The sequence below is a fragment of the Streptomyces sp. NPDC055749 genome (genome assembly GCF_053617235.1).
The window spans coordinates 1-26749 of the sequence record NZ_JBSHFH010000003.1 but is presented as its reverse complement, the minus strand read 5'-3'; the positions used below and the strand labels follow the sequence as shown (position 1 = coordinate 26749).

The window sequence follows — 26749 nt, the reverse complement described above, 5'->3', positions numbered from 1 at the left end:
ACACAACGGCCCGGGAGGAGTTCAAATCTCCTCCCGGGCCGTTGGCATGTCCTGGAGAGATCAGCGCAGCAGCACGCCCGCGCCCTCCGCAGCCCCCTCGGACGGCAGCGCGACCAGGCCGAGTTCCGCGCCGGACGCCAGCAGCCGGTGGGCCGGCAGCACGCGCACGGTGTAGCCGTACGGTCCGGTGCGGTCGAGGGCGAGCGGGCCCTCGTACAGCCAGCGGTCCTCCAGGTCGTGACCGCCCGCCGGCTTCAGCGGGAACGCCTGGGCGTCCGCGATCGCGTCACCGGAATCGACTCGCCCGGCGACCACCTGGACCTCGACGTCGTCCGGGTCGAGGCCGCCCAGGGCCACCCGCACCCGGAGCGACAGCGTGGAGCCCAACTCCGCCGAGCCGCCCGTGACGGTGGCGGCCGACGCCTCCACGTGGTCGACGGCGACCCCGGGCCAGGCGGCCCTGACCCGGGCCTTCCACACCGCGAGTTCCCTGGCCGCCTCCGGGTCGAGGGAGCGCCGGGACAGTGCGGCGGGTGCGTAGAGCCGCTCCACGTACTCACGCACCATGCGTCCCGCGAGCACCTTGGGTCCGAGGGTGACCAGGGTGCGGCGGACCATCTCGATCCACCGCTCGGGCAGCCCCTGCGCGTCGCGGTCGTAGAAGCGCGGCGCGACCCGGTCCTCGATCAGCGCGTAGAGGGCGTTCGCCTCCAGCTCGTCGCGCCGGTCCTCGTCGGTGGCGGAACCGTCGGCGGTGGGGATCTCCCAGCCGAAGTCCGGCTCGTACCACTCGTCCCACCAGCCGTCCCGCACCGAGAGGTTGAGACAGCCGTTCAGCGCCGCCTTCATCCCGCTGGTGCCGCATGCCTCCAGCGGACGCAGCGGGTTGTTGAGCCAGACGTCGCAGCCCGGGTAGAGCTTCTGCGCCATGCCCATGCCGTAGTCCGGCAGGAAGACGATGCGGTGGCGCACCCGCGGGTCGTCCGAGAAGCGCACCAGCTCCTGCACCAGCCGCTTGCCGCCGTCGTCGGCCGGGTGCGCCTTGCCCGCGACGACGATCTGGATGGGGTGCTCCGGGTGGAGCAGCAGCTCCGTCAGCCGGTCGCGGTCGCGGAGCATGAGCGTGAGGCGCTTGTACGAGGGCACGCGGCGGGCGAAGCCGATGGTCAGCACGTCCGGGTCCAGGACTCCGTCGATCCAGCCGAGTTCGGCCGTACCGGCGCCGCGCCGCCGCCAGGAGGCGTAGAGCCGCTTGCGGACCTCCGTGACCAGTTGTTCGCGCAGGACCCGGCGCAGGTCCCAGATCTCCCGGTCGGGGATACCGGCCACGGCCTCCCAGCGTCTGGGTGTGCCGGCGGGGCGTGCGCCCGAGTCGCTGTCGGACGTGCCCTCCACCGGTCCGCCGACGAGCGCGTCGCCGACGCGGCCCGCGCCGACCTGTCCCGCCCCGAGACGGAAGACCTCCGGGGCCACCCAGGTCGGGGCGTGCACACCGTTGGTCACCGAGGTGATGGGCACCTCGGAGGGGTCGAATCCCGGCCACAGGCCGGAGAACATCTCCCGGCTGACGGCTCCGTGCAGGGTGGAGACCCCGTTGGCCCGCTGGGCGAGCCGCAGCCCCATGACCGCCATGTTGAAGAGGCCGGGTTCGCCGCCCTCGTACGTCTCCATGCCGAGCCGGAGGATCCGCTCGACGGCGACGCCGGGCAGTTCGCCGTCGTCCCCGAAGTGCCGGGCCACCAGCTGGCGGTCGAAGCGGTCTATCCCGGCGGGTACCGGGGTGTGGGTGGTGAAGACCGTGCCGGCCCGCACCACTTCCAGGGCGGCGTCGAAGTCCAGGCCGGTCTCGGAGAGTTCCCGGATGCGCTCCAGGCCGAGGAATCCGGCGTGCCCCTCGTTGGTGTGGAAGACCTCGGGGGCGGCGGTCCCGGTCAGCCGGCAGTAGGTCCGCACCGCGCGGACGCCGCCGATGCCGAGCAGCATCTCCTGGAGCAGCCGGTGGTGGCTGCCGCCGCCGTACAGCCGGTCGGTGACGTCGCGTTCGCCCGCCGCGTTCTCCTCGACGTCGGAGTCGAGCAGCAGCAGCGGTACGCGGCCCACGTGCGCCTGCCAGATACAGGCGTGGAGCGAGCGCCCGCCGGGCAGGGCCAGCACCACCCGGCTGGGGGTGCCGTCGGCCTCCCGGACCAGGGTGAGCGGCAGTTCGTTGGGGTCGAGGACGGGATAGTGCTCCTGCTGCCAGCCGTCGCGCGACAGGGTCTGGCGGAAGTAGCCGTGCCGGTAGAGCAGACCCACTCCGATGAGGGGTACGCCCAGGTCACTGGCGGCCTTGAGGTGGTCGCCCGCGAGGATGCCGAGTCCGCCGGAGTACTGCGGCAGGGCCGCGGTCACACCGAACTCGGGTGAGAAGTAGGCGACGGCGGCGGGGAGTTCCGTACCGGCGGCGAGCTGGTCCTGATACCACCTCGGGCCGTCCCGGTACTCCTTGAGGTCGTCGGAGACCTGGGTCAGGCGACGCAGGAACTGCTGGTCCGCGGCCAGCTCGGCGAGGCGCGCGGCGGACACGGCACCCAGGAGTCGTACGGGGTCGGCGTCCGCGGACCGCCAGCCCTCGGGGTCGACGGTCTGGAAGAGCTCACGGGTCTCGGTGTGCCAGGACCACCGCAGGTTGCGGGCGAGGTCCTGAAGCGGTTGGAGGGAATCGGGGAGGACGGGACGCACGGTGAATCGACGAATGGCCTTCACGTATTCCACCTTTACAGGGGACGTACGAATCCGAGGGGACGCACCACGGTGTGCGCCCTCTCCGTCACCCTCGAAGGTAGCGGCGCGCCGACGGAACCTGCCACGGCGCGCGACCGGCTCACCGGGTCCGGCGGCCACGTCCGGCCGCACCTCCGCACCCCGGCTCCGCCCCGCGCCTCCACCTCATGGCCCCCATTGGCCCAACGAGCATGAATCCGCCCCAGGCGATATGGCCGATTCCACCCCCGCATGTGGCCTTGTGGCACTTCGGGGCACAAGGAAGGCTTCCGGGTGGCGGCCGGGGAACGGCGAACCGCCGCGGGGCACCCGGCAGCTACGACCGAGTAGTTAACACAGCGCCGGATTGCCCACCCGAGAACGGTGGGCAGGCTTCCCCGGTACGCAGCCTCGGCAGTCCGTATCCGCGCACCGAATCGTGCGCGGGTACCCCGCGCACCACCCATTCGAGTGCCATTCGAGTGAACGCGGACAGGAGCGGCCATGCCCACAGCCAGCCAGCCGACAGCAGAGCGGCTACAAAGGACAAACCCCGACAACCGCGGCACGCCGATACAGCTCGCCGCCACCCCGTCGCGCCCCGCGCATCCCGAGCTCCAGCCCCCAGGTGATTCCATGATCGGTCGCATTCCAGTCCTCGACGTCCGTCCGCTCGTCGACTGCGGCAGAAGGCCGGCGAAAGCCGTCGCCGGTGAGACCTTCCAGGTCACCGCCACCGTCTTCCGCGAAGGCCATGACGCGGTGGCCGCCAATGTCGTGCTGCACGACGCCGGCGGACGCCCCGGACCATGGACTCCGATGCGTGAACTGGCGCCGGGCACCGACCGCTGGGGCGCCGACGTCACCCCGTCGGCCGAAGGCCACTGGACCTACACGGTGGAGGCGTGGAGCGATCCGGTCGCCACCTGGCGGCACGCCGCACAGATCAAGATCCCCGCGGGCATCGACACCGAACTCGTCCTGGCCGAGGGCGCCGCACTCTACGAGCGTGCCGCCGAGGACGTACCGAAGCAGGAGGGCCGCGAGGCGGTGCTCGCCGCCGCCGACGCCCTGCGCGACACCAAGCGCCCGGCGGCCTCCCGGCTGGCCGCGGCGCTCACCCCCGCCGCCGAGGAGGCCCTGTCCCGCCACCCCCTGCGCGAACTGGTCACCGCCTCCCGCCCGCTGCCCCTGACCGTGGAGCGCCGCAGGGCCCTCTACGGCTCCTGGTACGAGCTGTTCCCGCGCTCCGAGGGCGCGAGGACGGAGCAGATCAAGCCGCCGAAGGGCGCGCGGAAGGGCAGGGCGGGCAAGACCGCGACCCCCCAGCCGCCCGCCACCCGGATCATCAGCGGCACCTTCCGCACCGCCGCCGAACGGCTCCCCGCCGTCGCGGCGATGGGCTTCGACGTCGTCTACCTCCCGCCGATCCATCCCATCGGCACCACCCACCGCAAGGGGGCGGACAACAGCCTCTCCCCCGGCCCGGACGACCCGGGCGTGCCGTGGGCGATCGGCTCGGCCGACGGCGGTCACGACACCGTCCACCCCGAGCTCGGCACCCTCGAGGACTTCGACCACTTCGTCGAGACCGCCCGCACCCTGCGCATGGAGGTGGCGCTCGACTTCGCCCTCCAGTGCTCCCCCGACCACCCCTGGGTGACCGAGCACCCGGAGTGGTTCCACCACCGCCCCGACGGCTCCATCGCCTACGCGGAGAACCCGCCGAAGAAGTACCAGGACATCTACCCGATCGCCTTCGACAAGGACCTGCGCGGCCTCGTCACGGAGTCGGTCCGCATCCTGCGGTTCTGGATGGACCACGGCGTACGCGTCTTCCGCGTCGACAACCCGCACACCAAGCCGGTCGTCTTCTGGGAGAAGGTGATCGGCGAGATCAACCGCACCGACCCCGACGTGATCTTCCTCGCCGAGGCGTTCACCCGTCCCGCGATGATGCGCGCGCTCGCCGCGGTCGGCTTCCAGCAGTCGTACACGTACTTCACCTGGCGTAACACCAAGCAGGAACTCACCGAGTACGTCACGGAGCTTTCGGGTGACTCCGCCTCGTACATGCGCCCCAACTTCTTCGTGAACACCCCCGACATCCTTCCCGGTTACCTCCAGGACGGCGGCCGTCCCGCCTTCGAGGCGCGGGCCGTCCTGGGCGCGACCCTGTCCCCCTCCTGGGGCGTGTACGCGGGGTTCGAGCTGTGCGAGAACACCCCGGTGCGTACCGGGAGCGAGGAGTACCTGCATTCGGAGAAGTACGAGATCAAGCCCAGGGACTGGGAGTCGGCGGAGCGCGAGGGCCGTTCGCTGGCACCGCTGATCACCTCGCTCAACCGGATCAGGCGCCGCCACCCGGCGCTCCAGCAACTGCGCGACGTGCACTTCCACTCCGTCGACAACGAGGCCCTGATCGCGTACAGCAAGCGCTCGGGTTCGAACATCGTTCTGGTGGTCGTCAACCTCGACCCCCACCACACCCAGGAGGCCACGGTCTCGTTGGACATGCCACAGCTCTGCCTGGACTGGCATGAGCGCGTGCCGGTGCGCGATGAGCTCACCGGCGACACCTATCACTGGGGCAGGACCTTCTATGTGCGTCTGGAGCCGGGTGTGACACCCGCGCACATCGTCGTTCTGCGACCGTCCCCGCCGACCGGAGGGTCACCCACACCATGATCGTCAACGAGCCCGTCCACGACACGTTCGAGGACACTCCCGCCAAGGACCGCGATCCCGACTGGTTCAAGCGCGCCGTCTTCTACGAGGTCCTCGTCCGGTCCTTCCAGGACTCCAACGGCGACGGCATCGGCGACCTCAAGGGCATCACTTCCAAACTCGACTATCTGCAGTGGCTGGGCGTCGACTGCCTCTGGCTGCCGCCGTTCTTCAAGTCACCGCTGCGCGACGGTGGTTACGACGTCTCCGACTACACCGCCGTACTGCCGGAGTTCGGTGACCTGGCCGACTTCGTCGAGTTCGTCGACGCCGCGCACCAGCGCGGTATGCGCGTGATCATCGACTTCGTCATGAACCACACGAGCGATCAGCACGACTGGTTCCAGCAGTCCCGGACCGACCCCGACGGGCCGTACGGCGACTACTACGTCTGGGCCGACGACGACAAGCAGTTCGCGGACGCCCGGATCATCTTCGTCGACACCGAGACGTCCAACTGGACCTTCGACCCGGTGCGCAAGCAGTACTACTGGCACCGGTTCTTCTCGCACCAGCCCGATCTCAACTACGAGAACCCGGCGGTGCAGGAAGAGATCATCTCGGCGCTGCGCTTCTGGCTGGACCTCGGCATCGACGGCTTCCGCCTGGACGCCGTGCCGTATCTCTACCAGCGCGAGAACACCAACTGCGAGAACCTCCCCGAGGCCCACGACTTCCTCAAGCGGGTCCGCAAGGAGATCGACGCCAATTACCCGGACACCGTGCTGCTCGCCGAGGCCAACCAGTGGCCGGAGGACGTCGTCGACTACTTCGGCGACTTCCAGACCGACGGCGACGAGTGCCACATGGCGTTCCACTTCCCGGTGATGCCGCGCATCTTCATGGCCGTACGGCGCGAGAGCCGCTACCCGGTCTCGGAAATCCTGGCGAAGACCCCGGCGATCCCGAAGAACTGCCAGTGGGGCATCTTCCTGCGCAACCACGACGAGCTGACGCTCGAAATGGTCACGGACGAAGAGCGCGACTACATGTACGCGGAGTACGCCAAGGATCCGCGGATGCGGGCCAACATCGGCATCCGCCGCCGGCTCGCGCCCCTCCTGGACAACGACCGCAACCAGATCGAGCTGTTCACGGCGCTGCTGCTGTCCCTGCCCGGCTCCCCGATCCTCTACTACGGGGACGAGATCGGGATGGGCGACAACATCTGGCTCGGCGACCGCGACGCCGTACGCACCCCGATGCAGTGGACCCCCGACCGCAACGCCGGTTTCTCGTCCAGCGATCCGGGGCGTCTGTACCTCCCCACGATCATGGACCCGGTCTACGGCTACCAGGTGACCAACGTCGAGGCGTCGATGGCCTCGCCGTCCTCACTGCTGCACTGGACGCGGCGGATGATCGAGATCCGCAAGCAGAACCACGCGTTCGGCACGGGCTCGTACACGGAACTGCCGTCCTCGAACCCGGCCGTTCTCGCCTTCATCCGGGAAGCCCCGCCGAACGGCGACGGCACCGACGATCTGGTGCTCTGCGTCCACAACTTCTCGCGGTTCGCACAGCCGACGGAGCTGGATCTGCGGGCGTACAACGGCCGTCACCCGGTGGAGCTGATCGGCGGGGTGCGCTTCCCCGCCATCGGCCAGTGGCCCTACCTGCTCACTCTCGCCGGACACGGCTTCTACTGGTTCCGGCTGCGGAAGGACCCGCCCGTCGCCTGACGACGAGCGGCTCGGTACGACCTCTCGCGGGGCGGTTTCCGCCGCCCCGCAGGGGGCACTCTCCCCCCATATCGAGCTCTTCCGGGCTCCTCCGGTCCTTTCAGGACCAAAGATCGAGTCCGTACGGACAATCCTCTCCCGACACGTCCCGCACAGCCGGACAGCCATTGCCGCAATCCGGGACACTCTTCGCATCCTGTGGTGTGCCCGGGGAAAGGACGCGATGCCATGTCGGAGGCTGCATCCACTCGAGTCGCCACATCGAAGAGTAAAACGAAGAGCACAAGAACGAGCACGAGAACAAGCACGCAACCGCCTCCGCAGAAGGGCCCCGAGGCGGGCACGACGGACAGCGCCGCCACCGGGACACCGATCGCGGGCCCGGATCTCCTGCCTTCCCTCGCTCCCCTGCTCCACGCCTGGCTGCCCGGGCAGCGCTGGTTCGCGGGCAAGGGGCAGCCGGTCACCCACTTCTCGCTCGTCTCGGCGACCGAGATACTGGCGGTGAGCTCTGCCGGTACGGGTCCCGGACTGCTCCATCTGCTGGTCAGGGCCCACCAGCCCGGCCTGCCCGCGAACGGGGCGGGCGACTGCTATCAACTGCTGCTCGGGGTACGGGCCACGCTGCCGCCGCTGCTCGCCCCCGCCCTCATCGGCCGGCTCCAGGACGGCCCGCTGGCCGGCCACACGGTCTACGAGGGCCTGCACGACCCGCGCGTCGCCGAACTTCTGCTGGAACGGTTCCGCCGCCCCGGAACCCTGGGCCCGCTCCGCTTCGACCGGGCCGCCGCGATCCCCTCCGGGCTCGCTCCCCGGGTGCTCGACGCCGAGCAGTCCAACTCCTCGCTCGTCTACGGCGACGCCTACATCCTCAAGATCTTCCGCCGGGTCTTCCCGGGCACCAACCCCGATCTGGAGCTGCCGCTCGCGCTCACCCGCGAGGGCTGCGGCCGGGTGCCCGCCCCGGTCGCCTGGTTCGAGGCCACCGCTCCCGAGCCGGTCACGCTCGGCGTGCTGCAGCCCTTCCTGCACGGCGCGCGGGACGGCTGGCAGCTCGCCCTCGGCGCGCTCGCCGCGGGCCGGGACTTCGTACCGGAGGCGCACGCCCTGGGCCGGGCCACCGCTGAGGTGCACACCGCGCTCGCGGCGGCGCTGCCGACGCCCGCGCTGCGCCGCTCGCAGACCAGGCATCTCGTCGCCGGGATGACGGAGCGTCTTGAGGCCGCCGCCCAGGCCGTCCCGGCACTCGTGCCGTACGTGTCCGGGCTGCGCACCGCCTTCGACGCCGTCGCCGCACTCGGCCACCAGGGCGGCTGGGCGGCCCAGCGGGTCCACGGCGACCTCCATCTCGGTCAGACCCTGCGCGCCGAGGACGGTTTCTGGTCACTGATCGACTTCGAGGGGGAGCCCGCGAGGCCCCTTCCGGAACGCCGCCGTCCGCAGCCGCCGGTGCGCGATGTCGCGGGCATGCTCCGCTCCTTCGACTACGCGGCCCGCTCGCACCGCCCGTGGAACGCCGAGTGGGCGGCGCGCTGCCGCGCCGCGTACTGCGAGGGGTACGCGGAGGCCGCGGGTTCCGATCCGCGCGCCGAACCGGAACTGCTGCGCGCGTACGAGACCGACAAGGCGGTCTACGAGGTGCTGTACGAGGCACGCAACCGGCCCGACTGGCTGCCGGTCCCGATGGCCGCGATCCAGCGCCTGGCCACGGCGACCGACTGAACCCCACCCGCTCTTCCCACCTCTCCCCCTCCGAGGAGGCAGTCTCTGTGACCGCCCGCAAGCCGTCCCGCAAAACGTCGGACCCCATCGAGGTCCCGTCCGTCCAGCAGCCGGTGACCACCGAGGTCTCCGCCCCGACCGCACCCGCCGCACCTGCCTCACCCGCCGCACCTGCGGCGAAGGCCGCATCCAGGGCCGCTGCGAAGGGCGCGCCCCCGGCCGCATCCCCGGCCCCGGCCACGGCGGCCACCGCGCCGCCAGTCAAGCGGACCCGGGCCAAGCGGGCCGCCGCCGCACCGCCCCGCCCCAGGCGCGGCGGCGGCAGCAAGGGCGTGCTGCCCGCCGTCGCCATGGACGGCGGGGACCGGGCCCGGCTGCTCGCCGGTGAGCACCACGCCCCGCACGACCTGCTGGGCGCGCACCTGACCCGGGGTGGCGTGGAGTTCCGTGCGCTGCGCCCCTTCGCGCGTTCGGTGACCGTGCTCGCCGACGGGCTGCGGGCGGAACTGCACGAGGACGGCGACGGGTTCTTCGCCGGGGTCCTGCCGCTGTCCGACGTTCCCGAGTACCGGCTCGCGGTCGCCTACGAGGACAACGAGATCGAGGTCCACGACCCGTACCGCTTCCTGCCCGCGCTCGGCGAACTCGACCTGCATCTGATCGGCGAGGGACGGCACGAGGAGCTGTGGACCGCGCTCGGCTCCCAGCCGATGGAACACCAGGGCGTCGCCGGCACCCGCTTCACCGTGTGGGCGCCGAACGCCCGCGGGGTCCGTGTCACGGGCGACTTCAACTACTGGGACGGCAAAGCCTTCCCGATGCGCTCGCTCGGCTCCTCCGGCATCTGGGAGGTGTTCCTTCCCGGGGTGGGCGAGGGCTCCGTCTACAAGTACGACATCTGCCGGCCCGACGGGTCGCACACCCAGCGGGCCGATCCGATGGCCCGGCACGCGGAGGTGCCGCCCGCCACCGCCTCGGTGGTCACGGCATCGCACCACGAGTGGAGGGACGCGGACTGGATGGCGCACCGGGGCGACCGCCCGGTCCACGAGTCCCCGTTCTCCGTCTACGAGGTGCATCTGCCGTCCTGGCGCCCCGGACTGACGTACCGCCAGCTGGCCAAGCAACTCCCCTCGTACGTGAAGGAACTGGGCTTCACCCACGTCGAGCTGATGCCGGTGTCGGAGCACCCGTTCGGCGGCTCCTGGGGCTACCAGGTCACCGGCTTCTACGCGCCGACGTCCCGCATGGGCAGCCCGGACGACTTCCGCTTCCTGGTCGACGCACTGCACACGGCGGGCATCGGCGTCCTCATGGACTGGGTACCGGCGCACTTCCCGCGCGACGACTGGGCACTCGCGGAGTTCGACGGACGCCCGCTGTACGAGCACTCCGACCCGTCCCGGGCCGCGCACCCGGACTGGGGCACCCTGGAGTTCGACTACGGCCGCAAGGAGGTCCGCAACTTCCTGGTGGCCAACGCCACTTACTGGTGCGAGGAGTTCCACATCGACGGCCTGCGGGTGGACGCGGTGGCCTCGATGCTCTACCTCGACTACTCCCGCGAGGACGGCCAGTGGTCGCCGAACGAGTTCGGGGGCAGGGAGAACCTGGACGCGGTGAGCTTCCTCCAGGAGATGAACGCGACGGTCTACCGGCGCAACCCCGGCGTGGTCACCATCGCCGAGGAGTCGACCGCCTGGGAGGGCGTCACCCGCGCCACGGACCACGGCGGTCTCGGCTTCGGCCTGAAGTGGAACATGGGCTGGATGCACGACTCGCTGGTCTACGTCTCCAAGGAGCCGGTGCACCGCAAGTACCACCACAACGAGATGACCTTCTCGATGGTGTACGCGTACAGCGAGAACTACGTCCTGCCGATCTCGCACGACGAGGTGGTGCACGGGAAGCAGGCGCTGGTCAGCAAGATGCCGGGCGACTGGTGGCAACAGCGCGCCAACCACCGCGCGTATCTCGGCTTCATGTGGGCCCACCCGGGCAAGCAACTCCTCTTCATGGGCCAGGAGTTCGCCCAGGGGGCGGAGTGGTCCGAGGGGCACGGCCCCGACTGGTGGCTGCTCGACACCTCGTACGAGGCCTCGGCCGACCATCGCGGCGTACGCACGCTGGTGGCCGACCTCAACGCGGTGTACGGGGCGGTGCCGGCCCTCTGGCAGCGCGACACCGCGCCGGAGGGCTTCGCCTGGGTCGACGGGGGCGCGTCCGAGGACAACGTGTTCGCGTTCCTGCGCTACGACGCGGACGGTTCACCGCTCCTGGCGATCTCGCACTTCTCCCCGGTGGTGCGCCACGACTACCGCGTCGGTGTGCCGGAGGGCTTCGAGAGCTGGGTGGAGGTCCTGAACACGGACTCGGCCCGTTACGGCGGCGGTGACGTGCGCAACGAGGAGCCGCTGAAGCCGGAGGCGGTGGCCATGCACGGCAGGCAGACCAGCGTGCTCCTGACCCTGCCGCCGCTGGCCACGGTGTACTTCAGGCCGTCCTGACAACACGAGCCCGGGGCCCGCGCCGAATCTCTCCATCGGCGCGGGCCCCGCACTCACGCCCCTCTCTCACACCCCGCCGAGCGCCTCGAAGGTGCTCGCCCAGGAGTCACGGCCGTGCCCCTTCGCGATGGCGCGCTCCGAGACCGCCTTGACCGCCTCCAACTGCGCGGTGTCCAGCCCACGCTCGCGCGCGGTGTGCAGGATGTGATCGACGCTCGCGGTCATCATGGCGAGATTGGCCTCCGCCCCGTCGTACGTGCGGGCGTCGATGTCCACGGCCGTGCCCGCCACGATCGGCGGCAGGATGGCGGCGATCGTGTTCAGATACGGCGCGAGCGCCGCGGCCTCCACGCCCTCCGCCCTGGCCAGCGCGAAGGCGTGCACCATGCCGCCCATGGCCCCGTAGAAGAAGTCGAGCATCGCCATGTCGTAGGCGGCTGCCAGCCCGTGGTCCTCCCCGAGGAAGGCCGCCGGCGCACCGAGCGCCTTGAGCACGGACTCGTACTTCTCGTACGCCGCCCGGTCACCGGCGTAGAAGATCAGCGCCTCCGGTCCGCCGACGACCGGGACCGGCACCATGATCGCGCCGTCGAGGTAGTCGAGCGAGTGCTCCTCGGCCCAGACCGCCGCCTCCCTGGCCCGCTGCGGGGTGTCGGACGTGAGATTGACCAGCACCCGCCCGGCCAGGGCGCCCGCCAGCGGGGCAAGGATCTTCTGCGATGCGTCGTAGTCGACGACGCAGACGACGACCAACTCGGAGGCGAGCACGGCCTCTTCGGCGGACGCGGCACGGACCGCCCCTCGTGCGACGAGCGCCTCGCCCTTGTCCGTGGAGCGGTTCCAGATGGTGGTGGGGAGTCCGGCGTCGAGAAAGGCTCCGGCGAGAGCCTGGCCCATGGCGCCGAGGCCGATAACCGTGACAGGAGTGGAAGAGGTGTTGTTTTGCGTCGTCATACGCACCATGGTCATCGCGACGGAACGGGCTGCATAGAACCCACTTAATTGTCGGATACCCCCCGCGAGGTAAGCATGCGGGCCGCCCGCCGGGCCAGAAACCTCTGAACAAGCTCTGAAATAAGACCCATTGGGCTTCGCGGTGGCCTCGGTCGGAGATACCCATGGAAACAGCTATCGGGGGCTGCCATGTGGACCGTACTCATCGTCATCGACATGGTGGTCACCGCGACCGCCTGCACCCTCGCGCTCGCGCTCTCCGGCCGCCGCCCGTGGCGTGCACGCCATCCGGAGCTGGGTCCCTACGAGGTGGCATATCTGGCGGGCGGCTCGCAGCGGGTCGTGGAAGCGGCGCTGTACGGGATCTGGGGCGCGGACTCACGCTTCGCCTCCCTCGCAGGCGGCCGACTGCGGCTCGGCCCGCCGCTCGAGGGCGCCGACGACCCGGTGGAGCGCGCGCTCGCCGAGGCGTGGCACGCCGCCGGCGGGAGCTCTCCGTCCCGTCTGCGGGCGCGGGGCGCGCGGAGTCACGCGGTACGGGAGGTCCGCGACCGGCTCGTCTCGTACGGCCTGGTGCCCCGCCCCGAGCGGACCAGGGCCCGGAGAGCCGCTGCACGAGCGCTGACCGCGGCGGTGTGCGTGACAGCCGCGCTCATCGTGACAACGGCGGTCCGGAGTACCCCGCACCTGCTCGACCTGCTCCTCCTGGGCGGCGCCGGCCTGCTCGTGCGCGTGCTGTGCCCGGTGCGCGGCCTGCGCACCCCGGCGGGCCGTCGCCGCCTCGCGACGGCCCGCCGGACCGCGCCCTGGGCGGGTACGGAGCTCGGGGCCGTCGTCCTCGACGGGCGCGCCGGGCTCCCGGAACCACCTGGAGGACCGCGCCGCCAGGGTGGTCCCGGCGGCCTGCCGTCGATCGGCAGGCAGCTGACGAAACTGGGCAAGGCGCTGGACCGGGAGGAGGACAGGCACCCGGACCAGGCGCCGGACGGCACGGGCAGCCACCACAGCTGCGGCTCAGGCTCAGGCTGCGGGGGTGGCAACCCCTGATCCTGACCTCGAGGTCAGTCCGCCGTGGTCTCCCACCCGTAGTCCGGCAGCTTGAAGAAGTCGTCCCCCTTGACCCGGTCGGCGCTGCCCGTGGCCAGGCCCGTCATCAGGGATTCCACTCCGGTACGTACGGACTGGACGAACATGCCGTGCTGCCTCTGCCCCAAGTCGTCCTGCTGCCCACGGACTTCGAAGAGGACTGTGCCGGTTCCGTTGAGGGCGAAGGCGGAGCGGCCCTGGCCGGCGTATTCGCGCGCGTCGGGGTGGAGGTAGCGGCCGGTCGCGGCGAGCCTCGACTGCTCGCCGTATGCGTCGGCGATGCCGTTGGCCACCGTGAGCGCATAGCGGCGGGACTTGTCCTGGTCCAGCTTCGGCCACTGCTTCTTGTACTTGGCCCCGTCGTTCACGCCGAGTGGCGGATAGTCCAGCGAGACCGTGATCAGCTTGCCGTCCTGAGGGCCGCCCGTGATGCGCTCGCAGGGACCCATGTGGTGCAGATCGATGAACCCGTCGACAGATCCCTTCTCATTGCGCATCTTCACGTACGTGTCACGGATCGCGCGCGACTCGGGGGAGAGAAAGAATCCGGCGCCGGTCTGCTCACCGGGGAGGTCGGAGGCCCGCGGGACGTAGTTCAGATCCGGGTTGAAGTCCCGGTTGAGGTCATAGCCGGGCTGATCGATGCCGTCGCCGCTGAGGCTGTGGTACCAGGCCCGCGGCGCCCCGGTCAGCTGGGGGAACTGCGCGGCGGTCTGGTCCCAGGAGCGTACGTTGATACGACGGTTGAGCTCGCCGCCGTCCGGGTTGACCATCGGCATGGCAACCAGGGTGATTTTGCTGAGGAGTTCGGCGGTCTTCGGATCAGAGCTCGAACCGAGCTCCTTGAGGATGCCGATGAGGGCCTCCGTGCCGGTGCGCTCGTTGCCGTGAATGGCGCTGGTGACCATCAGAACGCGGGGGCCTGTGCCGACTCGCGCGGCCCACAGTTCGCGGTCCTGGGTGGTGCGCCCGGCGACCTCTACCTGCACCCGGCCCTTGCTGGTCTTCTCGATCTGCCGCAGTGTGGCGCCGAGTTGATTGTGGTCGGTCCAGCCGGACCAGGACGGATCGTCGGAGGTCTTGCAGTTACCGGGATCGCTTTCGGCGGCCGTCGCGGTGGCTGCCGCCGGCGAGGTGACCAGTACGGTGCCGAGGGCGGCGGAGGCGGCGACGGTGGCAACGGCTGTGCGTAGCGCTCGCGTACGGGTGTTCCGCGTGCTGCGGTAGGTGCGCATGGGGCAGGCTCCTCACGACGTTACGGGCGGGACTGGCGTGGGGGGCGTTCCGGATGATGCTGACCCGTGGGTCAGGGAAAGGTCAATGGGGCGTACATGAATGCCCAGGTCGGCGAACGGCCCCGAGGGCCGGGATTGGCCGGCGCGGGGCGAGGCGCGGCCACCGCCGGCCTGGTGCTGTGGCGGCCCGGGCGCTGGACGGCGGGCGTCGCCCTGGCCCTCGGAATCGGCGCCTTCGCCACCCCGAACACCGCCGAGAACCTGGGCTCCTCCAGCGCGTTCCTGGTCACGACGACCGTCATCACGCTCGTCACCCTTGTCGCAGTGATCGCCACCTCGGCGGTAGCGGTACTGCGTCCCGGCGCAGCGCTCAGGCCGGCGTGAGCACGTCCTCCAGTTCCTGGAGGAGCTTGCGCTTGGGGCGGGCGCCGACCATCGACTTCACCGGCTCGCCCGCCTGGAACACCATCAGGGTCGGCATCGACAGCACCGCGTAACGGGACGTGATGCCCGGGTTGGCGTCCACGTCGATCTGGACGACCTTGATCCGGTCGCTCTCCTCCGCCGCCACCGCGCTGAGCACGGGGGCGAGCTGGCGGCAGGGGCCGCACCAGTCGGCGGTGAACTCGACCAGCACCGGGAGGCCCGCTCCCAGTACCTCCTCGTCGAAGGTCGCGTCGGTGACCTCGGCGACACCTTCTGCGTGAATCATCGTCATCCTCCCAGTTCGCAACGTGGTTCGGGTCCGCCGGGCAGATCGGCCGACGCCTCCAGCTCGGCGCGGGCCAACTGCGTACCCACTTCCGCCCTGACCGTCTGCAACTGCTCGATGAGTGTGTCGAGTTCACCGAGTTTGCGGCGGTAGACGGCGAGGGAGGCCGGGCATGCGTCGCCGGCCGGGTGGCCCGCGCGCAGGCAGTCGACGAACGGGCGGGTCTCCTCAAGATCGAACCCGAAGTCCTGAAGGGTCCGGATCTGCTGGAGCATCCGCAGATCGTGCTCGTCGTACGTGCGGTAGCCGTTCACCGCCCGCCGTGCGTGCAGCAGCCCGCGTGACTCGTAGTAGCGCAGAGTCCGCGTGGTCGTCCCGGCCCGTTCGGCCAGCTCCCCGATTCGCATGCCCCGACCGTAATCCTTGACGCGGACGTCAAGGCAAGGGCCGGGGCACCGCCGCCCGTCCCGCCCGTCAGACCTTCGCCGGCACCTCGGCGCCCTCACGGGGCTCGGGGATCGCGCTCTCCACCGGCGCGATGTCGTCGGTGAGGGTCTTCTCGTCGAACGGGATCCGGCCGGCGAGGACTTCGTCGACGCGGCCCTTGTCGATCTCCTTGGTCCAGGTGCCGACCAGGACCGTGGCGACCGCGTTGCCCGCGAAGTTCGTGAGGGCGCGGGCCTCGCTCATGAAGCGGTCGATGCCGACGATCAGGCCGACTCCGTCGACCAGTTCGGGGCGGTGGGACTGGAGGCCGCCCGCGAGGGTGGCGAGTCCGGCGCCGGTGACGCCCGCGGCGCCCTTCGATGCGATCACCATGAAGACCAGGAGCGAGATCTGCTCGCTCGCGGTCAGCGGGTCGCCCATCGCGTTGGCGATGAAGAGCGAGGACATCGTGAGGTAGATCGCGGTGCCGTCGAGGTTGAAGGAGTAGCCGGTCGGCACGGTGATGCCGACGACCGGCTTGCTGATACCCAGGTGCTCCATCTTCGCGATCAGCCGGGGCAGGGCCGACTCCGAGGAGGACGTGGACAGGATCAGCAGGAACTCGCGGCCCAGGTACTTCAGCAGGGAGAGGAGATTAACCCCGGCCACGAGCCGCAGGATCGTGCCGAGCACCACGAAGACGAACAGCGCGCAGGTGACGTAGAAGCCGACCATGATGATCGCCAGGGACTTCAGCGCGTCCACGCCGGTCTCGCCGACCACCGCGGCCATCGCGCCGAACGCGCCCACCGGGGCGGCCCACATGATCATGGCGAGGATGCGGAAGACCAGCCGCTGGATGTGCCCGATGCCACGCAGGACCGGTTCGCCCGCCGCGCCCATGGCCTGGAGCGCGAAGCCCGCGAGCAGGGCGATGAGCAGGGTCTGGAGGACCTCGCCGCCGGTGAAGGCGGAGACCATGGTGGTCGGGATGATGCCGAGCAGGAAGTCCACGGTCGACTCGCTGGCGCCCGCCGCCTGCTCCGAGCCCGCGGCGCGGGCCGCATCGGTGATGTGGAGGCTGGAGCCCGGCTCCAGGATGTTGCCGACGACGAGGCCGATGGCCAGGGCGACCGTCGACATCACCAGGAAGTAGCCGAGGGCGAGCCCGCCGACGGCGCCGACCTTGGCGGCCTTTCGTACGGAGCCGACGCCCAGCACGATCGTGCAGAAGATGATCGGCGAGATCATCATCTTGATCAGGTTCACGAAACCGGTGCCGATGGGCTTGAGCTCCACGGCCACCCCGGGGGCGACGAAGCCCACGAGAATGCCGAGAACCACGGCTCCGATCACGGCCAGATAGAGATAATGGGTCCGGTCCCGCCTTGCGGCTGCTGCTGCCACGGGGGCCTCCTCGGCTGAATGTCGCGGTCGCTCCCCCGTCCCTGGGGGCTTCGGTGACTATCCAGCGCCCTGTGACCCCCGTCACCGTTGCGTTCATATCGTTCACGGTCGGGTTCAAGCCACCCGCCGTGCGGCGGGCCGGGCCAGGCAGACTGGTCGGCATGCGCCTCCCCCGTACCCGCCCCCGCAGCCTGGCCGGCCAGCTCTTCGCCATGCAGGTCGTGCTGGTGGCCGCTGTCGTCGCGGGGTGCGCCTTCTTCGCGTACGCCTCCGGGAGCGCACAGGCGGAGGAGACCGCCACCCGGCAGGTGCGGGCCGCTGCGGTGGCGGTGGCCGGTTCTCCCTCCGTACGGGAGGCGATCCGCACCCCGGACCCCTCGGCCGTGCTCCAGCCGTACGCGGAACAGGTCCGCGAGGAGACCGGGATCGCGTTCGTCACGATCATGAGTCCGCAGCTGGTCCGCTGGACGCATCCGGACACCGAGCGGATCGGCGAGACCTTCCTCGGGCACACCGCTCAGGCGCTGCGCGGCGAGACGTTCACCGAGACGTACACCGGCACGCTCGGCCCCTCGATACGGGTCGTGACGCCGGTCCGGGACGGCGGAAAGATCACCGGGCTGGTCAGTGCGGGCATCACGGTCGAGCGGGTCTCCACCCAGGTGCGCGAGCAGCTGGGCGCGCTGGGGCTCGCGGCGGGCGGTGCGCTGGCCCTCGGCGGACTCGGTACGTATGTGATCAACGCCCGGCTGCGGCGCCACACGCACGGTATGAACGCGGGTGAGCTGAGCCGGATGCACGACTACCACGAGGCCACGCTGCACGCGCTCCGCGAGGGCCTGCTGATGCTCGACGGGCGGCGCAGGATCGCGCTGATCAACGACGCGGGCCGGGAGCTGCTCGGCCTGGAGCCGGGCGCGGTCGGGCGGACCGTCGCCGAGCTCGAACTACCCGCCCCACTGACCGGGGCGCTGCTGGCCTCCGAGCCCCGGGTCGACGAGGTCCACCTGGCGGCGGACCGGGTGATCGTCGTCAACACCCGTCCGGTGGTGGGCGGGGAGCAGCGCGGCACTGTGGTGACTCTGCGGGACCACACCGAACTACAGGCACTGTCGGGCGAGTTGGACTCGGAGCGCGGTTTCACGCAGGCGCTGCGCTCGCAGGCCCACGAGGCGGCGAACCGGCTGCACACCGTGGTGTCGCTGATCGAACTGGGCCGCGTCGATGAGGCGGTGGACTTCGCCACGGCGGAACTGGAGCTGGCCCAGGTGCTCACCGACCGGGTCGTGGGCGCGGTCGCCGAACCGGTGCTGGCCGCGCTGCTGCTCGGCAAGGCGGCGCAGGCGAACGAGCGGGGCGTGGAGCTGGTGCTCGCGGACCACAGCCTGATCGACGACGGGGCGCTGCCCCCGACGCTGGCGCAGCGCGATCTCGTGACCATCCTCGGCAATCTGATCGACAACGCGGTCGACGCGGCATCGGAGGCGGCGACCGGCGGCCAGGGCGCGGAGCCGGGCGCCGTGTCCATCCCCGCCCCGCGTTCCGGATCGCGGGCCCGGGTCACGGTGACGGCGCTCGCGGGTGACGGTGAACTGCTGCTGGCGGTCGCGGACACCGGGGCGGGCATCGGCCCCGACGACGCCGACGAGGTCTTCCGGCGCGGCTGGTCGACGCGCGGCGCCGGGCGCGGGCTAGGTCTCGCGCTCGTACGGCAGGCCGCGCACCGCAACGGCGGGACGATCGCACTGACCCGGGGCGCGGACGGCGGCGCCGAGTTCACGGTGCGGCTGCCGCTTCGGGAGCGTACGGGCAAGGAGGTCACCGCATGATCCGGGTGCTGGTCGTCGAGGACGACCCGGTGGCCGCGGACGCCCATCAGCTGTACGTGGGCCGGGTGCCGGGCTTCGAGGTGGCGGCCGTGGCGCACTCGCGGGCGGAGGCGGTGCGGGCGCTGGACCGCACACCTGTGGATCTGCTGCTCCTGGATCTGTATCTGCCGGACGGGCACGGCCTTCAGCTGCTGCGCTCGCTGCGGGCCGCCGGTCATGCGGCCGACGTCATCGCCGTGACGTCGGCGCGTGATCTCGCGGTGGTGCGGGAAGGGGTGTCGCTCGGTGTCGTCCAGTACGTGCTGAAGCCGTTCACGTACCCCACCCTCCGGGACCGGCTGGTGCGTTACGCCGAGTTCCGGGCGGCGGCGGGTGAGGCGAGCGGCCAGGAGGAGGTCGACCGGGCACTCGGCGCGCTGCGGGTCACCCATCCCTCGGCGCTCCCCAAGGGGCTGAGCGGGCCGACCCTGGAGGCGGTGACCCGGGCCCTGCGGGACGCCGGGGAAGGGCTGACGGCGGCGGCGGCCGGTGAGGCGCTGGGGATCTCGCGGATCACGGCGCGCCGCTATCTGGAACATCTGGTGACCGTGGGCCGCGCGGCGCGCAGACCGCATTACGGGCAGGTAGGGCGCCCTGAGCTGCACTATCGCTGGGTCCCGGAAGGGCAGTGAAGTCCGCGGGGCCCGGTTCGTCCTAGTAGGTTCCTACGAAGGGTGATCTGGGCGGAACCGACCGTAGCCAGGGGGTCTGCGGGCTCTTACGGTGGGGCCGTGCACCCAACTCCGCCCTTCAACGCCCCCGCCGCGCGCCGACTTCGCGAGGCTCTGGGGATGGCACCCGGTCATGTCGCCTACGGTCTCGCCGCCCAGTACGGTCTCCGGCTGCCGCCGGAGACGGTGATCGCCTGGGAGCGCGGTACGGCGACGCCGACCGAGCGCGAGCTGACGGCGCTCGCCGGTGTGCTGTGGTGCGCGCCGGGCGAGCTGCTGACCGCCGCCTCCACGCTGCGGGAGCACCGGCTGACCCGGGGCCTCGCGGTGGACGATCTTGCCGGCCGGGTCGGAATCACCGGGGCCGCGTATCTGCGGATGGAGGAGTCGGGCCGCTGGCGCGGAAACGAGCGCCAGTCCGCGGCGCTGTGCGAGGCGCTGGAGCTGACCGCCTCGCAGTTCCTGACGGCGAGCGGCCGGAACGAGGAGCTGGCGGAGCTGCTGAACAGCGCGGTGACGACGCGCTGGCAGGCGTACGTACGCCCGGTGGCCAAGCTCGTACCGCTGGACCGGGGCCTGATCCAGGACGTACTGGAGCAGCTGCACGCCGACTACCAGTCGCTGATGGTGTCGACCCTGAGCTGGAGCAGCGCCGACACGCAGCGCCCCGAGTCGACGGGCGACGCGGGCCGCGCCTTCCTGGCGCGGGTCGTCGAGCACTTCTGGCGCACGGCGGGCGGGTAGCGGCGCCGCCCCCTCTCCCCCGGGGTCAGAAGACCGACTCGGCCTCGTACATCCGGTCCGCCGGCACCGTCTTCAGGCGGGTCACCGCGTCGGCGAGCGGGACCATGGCGATCTCGTTGCCCCGCAGCGCCGTCATCCTGCCGAACTCGCCGCGGTGAGCGGCCTCCACCGCGTTCCAGCCGAAGCGGGTCGCGAGCACCCGGTCGTACGCGGTCGGTGTCCCACCGCGCTGTACGTGTCCGAGGATGACCGGCCTGGCCTCCTTGCCGAGCCGCCGCTCCAGCTCGATGGCGAGCCGGTTGCCGATGCCGGTGAAGCGCTCGTGCCCGAACTGGTCGATCTCGCCCTTCGCGTACGGCATGGAGCCCTCGGCCGGGTGCGCGCCCTCGGCGACGCAGATCACGGCGAACTTCTTGCCGCGCGCGAAGCGCTCCTCGACCATCTTGACCAAGTCGTCGACCTCGAAGGGCCGCTCCGGCAGACAGATGCCGTGCGCACCGCCCGCCATGCCGGACTCCAGCGCGATCCAGCCCGCGTGGCGGCCCATCACCTCGACGACCATCACCCGCTGGTGCGATTCGGCGGTCGTCTTGAGGCGGTCTATGGCTTCGGTTGCGACACCGACCGCGGTGTCGAAGCCGAAGGTCCGGTCGGTGGCGGAGATGTCGTTGTCGATGGTCTTGGGGACACCGACGACGGGCATTCCGGCGTCCGACAGCATCCGGGCGGCGGTCAGCGTGCCCTCGCCGCCGATCGGGATCAGCGCGTCGATGCCGTAACGGCGGCTCAGCTCGTCACAGTTCTCGGCGGCTTCCCGCAGCCGGTCGCGCTCCAGGCGGGCCGAGCCGAGGATCGTCCCGCCACGAGCCAGGATGCCGCTGACGGCGTTGAGGTCGAGCGGCCGGAAGTGGCCGTCGAGCAGCCCCTTGAACCCGTCCTCGAAGCCGATGACCTCGTCGCCGTGACCCACCACGGCTCGGTGGACGACCGACCGGATCACTGCGTTCAGGCCGGGGCAGTCGCCGCCTGCGGTGAGAATTCCGATGCGCATCGTCCTGGGTCTCCTGCTCGCTAGTGCCGTGCATTCGGGCGGCTCCCCGAAGGGACCCCCGTACCGTGAGCCACGGCGATTGTCCCACGCCGGGTCCGGGCCCCGCGCTTTCGGCTGCACCGGCGGAAGAAACCGGACTCCGGGAACAGCCCGGGAACGCCCTGTGAACGACCCCCGCAGAGGCCCTCTCCGGCGGGCGCCCACGCAGTCCCCGCAGGTATCGTCAAGAGCAATGCAAGCCAATGACACCCCTTTCGGGATATCACCACCCCAACCGGTTGAAACGGCCGATCAGGACGGGAGAGCACGCGTGGCGCGCAGCGTGTACGTGACGGGAATCGACCGGGGGGACGGCCGTCAGGTCGTCGACCTGGGAGTCATGGAGCTACTGACGCGTCAGGTGGACCGGGTCGGAGTCTTCCGCCCGCTGGTGCATGACGGCCCCGACCGGCTGTTCGAGCTGCTGCGGGCCCGCTACCGGCTCGGCCAGAGCCCGGAGACCGTATACGGAATGGACTACCACGAGGCGTCCGCGGTGCAGGCGGAGCAGGGTACCGACGAACTGGTCTCCCGGCTCGTCGAGCGCTTCCACCAGGTGGCACGCGCGTACGAGGTGGTACTGGTCCTCGGCTCCGACTTCGCCGCCACGCAGCTCCCGGACGAGCTGGCGCTCAACGCCCGCCTGGCCAACGAGTTCGGCGCCTCGGTGATCGCGGTGGTCGGCGGCAAGGGCCAGCCCGCGGAGTCCGTACGCGCCGAGACGCGCAACGCCTACCGCGCCTACGCGGGCCTCGGCTGCGACGTCCTCGCGATGATCGTGAACCGGGTGGCGCCCGAGGACCGCGAGAAGATCGCCGAGCGGCTCACGGCCCGGCTGCCCGTCCTCTGTTCGGTCCTCCCGGACGATCCCGCGCTCTCCGCGCCCACCGTCGCCCAGGTGACCGCCGCCCTGGAGGGCACGGTGCTGCTGGGGGACGACGCCGGGCTGTCCCGCGACGCCCTGGACTTCGTCTTCGGCGGCGCGATGCTGCCGAACGTACTGAACGCGCTGACACCCGGCTGCATGGTGGTCACCCCCGGCGACCGGGCCGATCTCGTGATCGGCGCGCTGGCCGCGCACAGCGCGGGCACGCCGCCCATCGCCGGACTGCTGCTGACGCTGGACGAGCGGCCCGGCGAGGAGATACTGCGGCTCGCCGCCCGGCTCGCACCGGGGACCCCGGTCGTCGCTGTGGCCGGCGGGTCCTTCCCCACCGCGGCGGAACTCTTCACGCTGGAGGGCAAGCTGAACGCGGCGACGCCCCGCAAGGCGGAGACCGCGCTCGGCCTCTTCGAGCGCCATGTGGACACCGGCGCTCTGCTGGACCGGATCTCCGTGGCCCGCAGCGGCCGGGTCACCCCGATGATGTTCGAGCACGATCTGCTGGAACAGGCCCGCGCCAAGCGGCGTCGGGTCGTCCTGCCCGAGGGGACCGAGGAGCGGGTGCTGCGCGCCGCCGATGTGCTGGTGCGGCGCGATGTCTGCGAGCTGACGCTCCTCGGCGATGTCGAGGTGATCCGCAAGAAGACCGCGGACCTCGGCATCGACCTCGCGGGAACCCAGCTGATCGACCCGCAGACCTCCGAACTGCGCCAGTCCTTCGCCGACCGCTACGCGCAACTGCGCGCGCACCGCGGGGTGACGGTGGAGCTCGCGTACGACGTCGTGTCCGACGTGAACTACTTCGGCACGCTCATGGTCCAGGAGGGACTGGCCGACGGCATGGTCTCCGGCTCGGTGCACTCCACCGCGGCGACGATCCGCCCGGCCTTCGAGATCATCAAGACCAAGCCGGACGCCTCGATCGTCAGTTCCGTCTTCTTCATGTGCCTCGCCGACAAGGTCCTGGTGTACGGGGACTGCGCGGTGAACCCGGATCCGAACGCGGAGCAGCTCGCGGACATCGCCGTGCAGTCGGCCGCGACCGCCGCCAGGTTCGGGGTGGAGCCCCGGATCGCGATGCTGTCGTACTCGACGGGCACCTCGGGAACGGGTGCGGACGTCGACAAGGTGCGGGAGGCGACGGAGCGGGTACGGGCGGCGCGTCCGGACCTGATGATCGAGGGCCCCATCCAGTACGACGCCGCTGTGGAGCCGTCCGTCGCGGCGACGAAGCTGCCCGGTTCGGAGGTGGCGGGGCAGGCGACGGTGCTGATCTTCCCGGACCTCAACACCGGCAACAACACCTACAAGGCCGTGCAGCGCTCGGCGGGCGCGGTGGCCGTCGGCCCGGTGCTCCAGGGGCTCCGCAAGCCGGTCAACGACCTGTCCCGCGGCGCGCTCGTCCAGGACATCGTCAACACCGTGGCCATCACCGCGATCCAGGCGCAGGGCGAGGAGTGACCCGGATGACCACCCCGACCAGCGAAGGTAAGACCACCGTGGCCCCCGTACACCCCCATCGCGTCCTCGTACTCAACTCCGGCTCCTCGTCGGTGAAGTACCAGCTCCTCGACATGCGCGACCACTCGCGGCTCGCGACCGGCCTGGTGGAGCGGATCGGCGAGGAGACCTCCCGGCTCACGCACACCCTGCTGGAGGGCGGCGGCGCGGAGCCGCGCGAGCGCACGGGCCGGATCGCGGATCACGAGGAGGCCCTGAAGGCGGCTGCCGAGGAGCTGACGGCCGACGGACTCGGCCTGGACTCCCCCGAACTCGCGGCGATCGGCCACCGGGTGGTGCACGGCGGACTGCGGTTCACCGAGCCCACCGTGATCACGGACGAGGTGCTGGCGGAGATCGAGCGGCTCGTCCCGGTGGCCCCGCTGCACAACCCGGCGAACATCACCGGCATCCGTACGGCGCGGGCGCTGCGCCCCGATCTGCCGCAGGTCGCGGTCTTCGACACGGCGTTCCACACGACGATGCCGGAGAGCGCGGCGCGGTACGCGATCGACATCGAGACGGCCGACGCGCACCGCATCCGCCGTTACGGGTTCCACGGCACCTCGCACGCGTACGTCTCCCGCAAGACGGCGGAGCTGCTGGACCGGCCGTTGGCGGACCTCAACCTCATCGTGCTGCACCTGGGCAACGGCGCCTCGGCATCCGCGGTGGCTGGCGGCCGGTGCGTGGACACCTCGATGGGACTGACCCCCTTGGAGGGGCTGGTCATGGGTACGCGTTCCGGGGACATCGATCCGGCCGTCACCTTCCACCTCCAGCGGGTGGCGGGGATGTCCACGGACGAGATCGATGTCCTGCTGAACAAGAAGAGCGGTCTCGTCGGGCTCTGCGGCGACAACGACATGCGGGAGATCCGCCGCCGGATCGACGAGGGCGACGAGCGTGCCGCGCTCGCGTTCGACATCTACATCCACCGGCTGAAGAAGTACATCGGCGCCTATTCGGCGGTCCTCGGGCGGGTGGACGCGGTGGTGTTCACGGCGGGTGTCGGGGAGAACTCGGTGCCGGTACGGGAGGCTGCCATCGCCGGTCTCGCGGAGCTGGGGCTCGCGGTGGACGCGGACCTCAACGCCGTGCGCTCCGGCGAACCGCGGCTGATCTCGCCGAACTACGCGCGGGTGGCGGTCGCCGTGGTGCCGACGGACGAGGAGCTGGAGATCGCCGGCCAGACCTTCGCGCTCGTCGGAGAGACCGGCGTCGGACAGGTCGACAACTGAGCGCCCCCGCGCCCCTTTGTATCTTCCACCAGACGGAATATTCCGCAGCGAAACAAACCGATAGGATCCGCCTCATGCGCCGTTCCAAAATCGTCTGCACCCTCGGTCCCGCCGTCGACTCCCATGAGCAGCTCGTCGCTCTGATCGAGGCCGGCATGAGCGTGGCCCGTTTCAATTTCAGTCACGGCACCCATGAGGAGCACCAGGGCCGATACGACCGGGTCCGCAAGGCCGCCGCCGAGACCGGCCACGCGGTCGGTGTCCTCGCGGACCTCCAGGGACCGAAGATCCGCCTGGCGAAGTTCGCCGAGGGCCCCGTCGAGCTGGTCCGCGGGGACGAGTTCACGATCACCTCCGAGGACGTTCCCGGCGACAAGTCGATCTGCGGCACCACCTACAAGGGGCTGCCCGGTGACGTCACCAAGGGCGACCCGATCCTGATCAACGACGGCAACGTCGAGCTCAAGGTCGTCGCGGTCGAGGGCCCCCGGGTCCGGACCATCGTCATCGAGGGCGGTGTCATCTCCGACCACAAGGGCATCAACCTGCCGGGTGCGGCCGTGAACGTACCGGCCCTGTCCGAGAAGGACGTCGAGGACCTGCGGTTCGCCCTGCGGATGGGCTGCGACGTGGTGGCCCTGTCCTTCGTGCGGGACGCCGAGGACGTGAAGGACGTCCACAAGGTGATGGACGAGGAGGGCCGCCGGGTCCCCGTCATCGCCAAGGTGGAGAAGCCGCAGGCCGTCGAGCACATGGAGGGCGTCGTCGCCGCCTTCGACGGCGTGATGGTCGCCCGTGGTGACCTGGCCGTCGAGTATCCGCTCGAAAAGGTCCCGATGGTGCAGAAGCGCCTCATCGAGCTGTGCCGCCGCAACGCCAAGCCGGTGATCGTGGCGACCCAGATGATGGAGTCGATGATCACCAACTCGCGCCCGACGCGCGCCGAGGCGTCCGACGTCGCCAACGCGATCCTGGACGGGGCCGACGCGGTCATGCTGTCCGCGGAGTCCAGCGTGGGCGCGTATCCGATCGAGACGGTCAAGACGATGTCGAAGATCGTCGTCGCCGCCGAGGAGGAGCTCCTCTCCAAGGGCCTCCAGCCGCTGGTGCCGGGCAAGAAGCCCCGTACACAGGGCGGTTCGGTCGCCCGCGCGGCCTGCGAGATCGCGGACTTCCTGGACGGCAAGGCACTGGTCGCCTTCACCAAGTCCGGTGACACGGCCCGCCGCCTGTCCCGCTACCGCACCTCGCAGCCGATCCTGGCCTTCACCACCGAGGAGTCCACCCGCAACCAGCTCGCGCTGAGCTGGGGCGTGGAGTCCTACGTCGTGCCGCACGTGAACAACACGGACGCCATGGTCGACCTCGTGGACGCGGAACTGCTGAAGCTCAACCGCTACAACGGCGGCGACGTCATGGTCGTCACCGCCGGCTCGCCCCCCGGCGTCCCCGGCACCACCAACATGGTCCGGGTCCACCACCTGGGCGGCACAGAGCGCGACTGACGCGCCCGTCCGACACACGGCTGTGGGCCGCGCCTCCTGAAGAGGCG

Annotated in this window: 19 protein-coding genes; 12 read left to right on the top strand and 7 right to left on the bottom strand. The window is 70.7% G+C overall.

Going from position 1 to position 26749, the window contains the following annotated elements; all coding sequences use genetic code 11:
* Nucleotides 1-60: 60 nt before the first annotated feature.
* The gene (glgP, locus tag ACWGO0_RS03075) at nucleotides 61-2745 is read right to left on the bottom strand and encodes an alpha-glucan family phosphorylase (RefSeq protein ID WP_453527094.1); all 2685 of its coding nucleotides are present in this window, start codon (nucleotides 2743-2745) and stop codon (nucleotides 61-63) included.
* A gap of 633 nt (nucleotides 2746-3378) precedes the next feature.
* Between glgP and ACWGO0_RS03070 the strand changes: the two genes are divergently transcribed.
* The 4 genes from ACWGO0_RS03070 to glgB all read left to right on the top strand — a co-directional run bounded on the left by ACWGO0_RS03070 (nucleotide 3379) and on the right by glgB (nucleotide 11380).
* Nucleotides 3379-5430, top strand: a complete 2052-nt coding sequence (locus ACWGO0_RS03070) for an alpha-1,4-glucan--maltose-1-phosphate maltosyltransferase (protein WP_453527091.1) — start codon at nucleotides 3379-3381, stop codon at nucleotides 5428-5430.
* Entirely contained in the window at nucleotides 5427-7151 is a 1725-nt protein-coding gene (gene treS, locus ACWGO0_RS03065; RefSeq protein WP_453527088.1) for a maltose alpha-D-glucosyltransferase, read from the top strand. Before ACWGO0_RS03070 ends, treS begins: the two co-directional genes overlap by 4 nt.
* A gap of 228 nt (nucleotides 7152-7379) precedes the next feature.
* On the top strand, nucleotides 7380-8873 hold the full coding sequence (locus tag ACWGO0_RS03060) for a maltokinase N-terminal cap-like domain-containing protein (protein WP_453527085.1): 1494 nt from the start codon (nucleotides 7380-7382) through the stop codon (nucleotides 8871-8873).
* Between the two features lie 47 nt (nucleotides 8874-8920).
* Nucleotides 8921-11380, top strand: a complete 2460-nt coding sequence (gene glgB, locus ACWGO0_RS03055; RefSeq protein ID WP_453527082.1) for a 1,4-alpha-glucan branching enzyme — start codon at nucleotides 8921-8923, stop codon at nucleotides 11378-11380.
* 66 nt (nucleotides 11381-11446) lie between these two features.
* On the opposite strand, the gene ACWGO0_RS03050 is transcribed toward glgB, so the two are convergent.
* Nucleotides 11447-12349: an NAD(P)-dependent oxidoreductase gene (locus ACWGO0_RS03050; RefSeq protein WP_453527079.1), complete on the bottom strand. Its 903-nt coding sequence runs from the start codon at nucleotides 12347-12349 to the stop codon at nucleotides 11447-11449.
* A gap of 174 nt (nucleotides 12350-12523) precedes the next feature.
* Here ACWGO0_RS03050 and ACWGO0_RS03045 point away from each other — a divergent pair, with 174 nt between their 5' ends.
* Nucleotides 12524-13381 (top strand): TIGR04222 domain-containing membrane protein, encoded by an 858-nt coding sequence (locus ACWGO0_RS03045; protein WP_453527076.1) that lies wholly within the window; start codon nucleotides 12524-12526, stop codon nucleotides 13379-13381.
* A 14-nt stretch (nucleotides 13382-13395) separates the two neighbouring features.
* Here the strand turns inward: ACWGO0_RS03045 and ACWGO0_RS03040 are convergent, their stop codons facing one another.
* Nucleotides 13396-14655 carry a M14 family zinc carboxypeptidase gene (locus ACWGO0_RS03040; protein WP_453527073.1) on the bottom strand — a complete coding sequence of 420 codons (1260 nt, stop codon included), beginning with the start codon at nucleotides 14653-14655 and terminating at the stop codon, nucleotides 13396-13398.
* A gap of 96 nt (nucleotides 14656-14751) precedes the next feature.
* On the opposite strand from ACWGO0_RS03040, the gene ACWGO0_RS03035 reads away from it, so the two are divergent.
* Complete coding sequence (locus ACWGO0_RS03035; protein WP_453527070.1) at nucleotides 14752-15039, top strand: hypothetical protein; 288 nt, start codon at nucleotides 14752-14754, stop codon at nucleotides 15037-15039.
* On the opposite strand, the gene trxA is transcribed toward ACWGO0_RS03035, so the two are convergent.
* The 3 genes from trxA to ACWGO0_RS03020 all read right to left on the bottom strand — a co-directional run bounded on the left by trxA (nucleotide 15026) and on the right by ACWGO0_RS03020 (nucleotide 17200).
* A complete protein-coding gene (gene trxA / locus ACWGO0_RS03030; RefSeq protein ID WP_453527067.1) occupies nucleotides 15026-15367 on the bottom strand; it encodes a thioredoxin in 342 nt (113 codons plus the stop codon). The two genes, ACWGO0_RS03035 and trxA, sit on opposite strands and share 14 nt — an antisense overlap.
* Nucleotides 15368-15369: 2 nt before the next feature.
* The gene (locus ACWGO0_RS03025; RefSeq protein WP_453527064.1) at nucleotides 15370-15774 is read right to left on the bottom strand and encodes a MerR family transcriptional regulator; all 405 of its coding nucleotides are present in this window, start codon (nucleotides 15772-15774) and stop codon (nucleotides 15370-15372) included.
* A 67-nt stretch (nucleotides 15775-15841) separates the two neighbouring features.
* Nucleotides 15842-17200 carry a cation:dicarboxylate symporter family transporter gene (locus ACWGO0_RS03020; RefSeq protein ID WP_453527061.1) on the bottom strand — a complete coding sequence of 453 codons (1359 nt, stop codon included), beginning with the start codon at nucleotides 17198-17200 and terminating at the stop codon, nucleotides 15842-15844.
* A gap of 161 nt (nucleotides 17201-17361) precedes the next feature.
* Here ACWGO0_RS03020 and ACWGO0_RS03015 point away from each other — a divergent pair, with 161 nt between their 5' ends.
* The 3 genes from ACWGO0_RS03015 (at nucleotide 17362) to ACWGO0_RS03005 (ending at nucleotide 20483) form a co-directional block, all read left to right on the top strand.
* Nucleotides 17362-19029, top strand: coding sequence for a sensor histidine kinase (locus ACWGO0_RS03015; protein ID WP_453527058.1), 1668 nt, complete (start codon nucleotides 17362-17364; stop codon nucleotides 19027-19029).
* Nucleotides 19026-19700 carry a response regulator gene (locus tag ACWGO0_RS03010; RefSeq protein ID WP_453527055.1) on the top strand — a complete coding sequence of 225 codons (675 nt, stop codon included), beginning with the start codon at nucleotides 19026-19028 and terminating at the stop codon, nucleotides 19698-19700. The genes ACWGO0_RS03015 and ACWGO0_RS03010 overlap by 4 nt, the downstream gene beginning before the upstream one ends.
* 159 nt (nucleotides 19701-19859) lie before the next feature.
* On the top strand, nucleotides 19860-20483 hold the full coding sequence (locus ACWGO0_RS03005) for a helix-turn-helix domain-containing protein (RefSeq protein ID WP_453527540.1): 624 nt from the start codon (nucleotides 19860-19862) through the stop codon (nucleotides 20481-20483).
* A 25-nt stretch (nucleotides 20484-20508) separates the two neighbouring features.
* Here the strand turns inward: ACWGO0_RS03005 and ACWGO0_RS03000 are convergent, their stop codons facing one another.
* Nucleotides 20509-21534 carry an ATP-dependent 6-phosphofructokinase gene (locus ACWGO0_RS03000; protein WP_453527053.1) on the bottom strand — a complete coding sequence of 342 codons (1026 nt, stop codon included), beginning with the start codon at nucleotides 21532-21534 and terminating at the stop codon, nucleotides 20509-20511.
* 310 nt (nucleotides 21535-21844) lie between these two features.
* On the opposite strand from ACWGO0_RS03000, the gene pta reads away from it, so the two are divergent.
* The 3 genes from pta to pyk all read left to right on the top strand — a co-directional run bounded on the left by pta (nucleotide 21845) and on the right by pyk (nucleotide 26702).
* Nucleotides 21845-23917: a phosphate acetyltransferase gene (gene pta / locus ACWGO0_RS02995; protein WP_453527050.1), complete on the top strand. Its 2073-nt coding sequence runs from the start codon at nucleotides 21845-21847 to the stop codon at nucleotides 23915-23917.
* Between the two features lie 5 nt (nucleotides 23918-23922).
* A complete protein-coding gene (locus tag ACWGO0_RS02990) occupies nucleotides 23923-25197 on the top strand; it encodes an acetate kinase (RefSeq protein ID WP_453527047.1) in 1275 nt (424 codons plus the stop codon).
* Nucleotides 25198-25271: 74 nt separating this feature from the next.
* Nucleotides 25272-26702, top strand: a complete 1431-nt coding sequence (gene pyk / locus ACWGO0_RS02985; protein WP_453527044.1) for a pyruvate kinase — start codon at nucleotides 25272-25274, stop codon at nucleotides 26700-26702.
* Nucleotides 26703-26749 lie beyond the last annotated feature (47 nt).

Excerpts from the sequence above, each read along its gene's own strand:
- ACWGO0_RS03070 (WP_453527091.1), top strand. The coding sequence starts at position 3,379 with ATGATCGGTCGCATTCCAGTCCTCGACGTCCGTCCGCTCGTCGACTGC.
- treS (WP_453527088.1), top strand. The coding sequence starts at position 5,427 with ATGATCGTCAACGAGCCCGTCCACGACACGTTCGAGGACACTCCCGCC.
- ACWGO0_RS03060 (WP_453527085.1), top strand. The coding sequence starts at position 7,380 with ATGTCGGAGGCTGCATCCACTCGAGTCGCCACATCGAAGAGTAAAACG.
- ACWGO0_RS03050 (WP_453527079.1), bottom strand. The coding sequence starts at position 12,349 with ATGACCATGGTGCGTATGACGACGCAAAACAACACCTCTTCCACTCCT.
- ACWGO0_RS03045 (WP_453527076.1), top strand. The coding sequence starts at position 12,524 with ATGTGGACCGTACTCATCGTCATCGACATGGTGGTCACCGCGACCGCC.
- ACWGO0_RS03040 (WP_453527073.1), bottom strand. The coding sequence starts at position 14,655 with ATGCGCACCTACCGCAGCACGCGGAACACCCGTACGCGAGCGCTACGC.
- ACWGO0_RS03035 (WP_453527070.1), top strand. The coding sequence starts at position 14,752 with ATGAATGCCCAGGTCGGCGAACGGCCCCGAGGGCCGGGATTGGCCGGC.
- trxA (WP_453527067.1), bottom strand. The coding sequence starts at position 15,367 with ATGATTCACGCAGAAGGTGTCGCCGAGGTCACCGACGCGACCTTCGAC.
- ACWGO0_RS03025 (WP_453527064.1), bottom strand. The coding sequence starts at position 15,774 with ATGCGAATCGGGGAGCTGGCCGAACGGGCCGGGACGACCACGCGGACT.
- ACWGO0_RS03015 (WP_453527058.1), top strand. The coding sequence starts at position 17,362 with ATGCGCCTCCCCCGTACCCGCCCCCGCAGCCTGGCCGGCCAGCTCTTC.
- ACWGO0_RS03010 (WP_453527055.1), top strand. The coding sequence starts at position 19,026 with ATGATCCGGGTGCTGGTCGTCGAGGACGACCCGGTGGCCGCGGACGCC.
- ACWGO0_RS03005 (WP_453527540.1), top strand. The coding sequence starts at position 19,860 with ATGGCACCCGGTCATGTCGCCTACGGTCTCGCCGCCCAGTACGGTCTC.
- ACWGO0_RS03000 (WP_453527053.1), bottom strand. The coding sequence starts at position 21,534 with ATGCGCATCGGAATTCTCACCGCAGGCGGCGACTGCCCCGGCCTGAAC.
- ACWGO0_RS02990 (WP_453527047.1), top strand. The coding sequence starts at position 23,923 with ATGACCACCCCGACCAGCGAAGGTAAGACCACCGTGGCCCCCGTACAC.
- pyk (WP_453527044.1), top strand. The coding sequence starts at position 25,272 with ATGCGCCGTTCCAAAATCGTCTGCACCCTCGGTCCCGCCGTCGACTCC.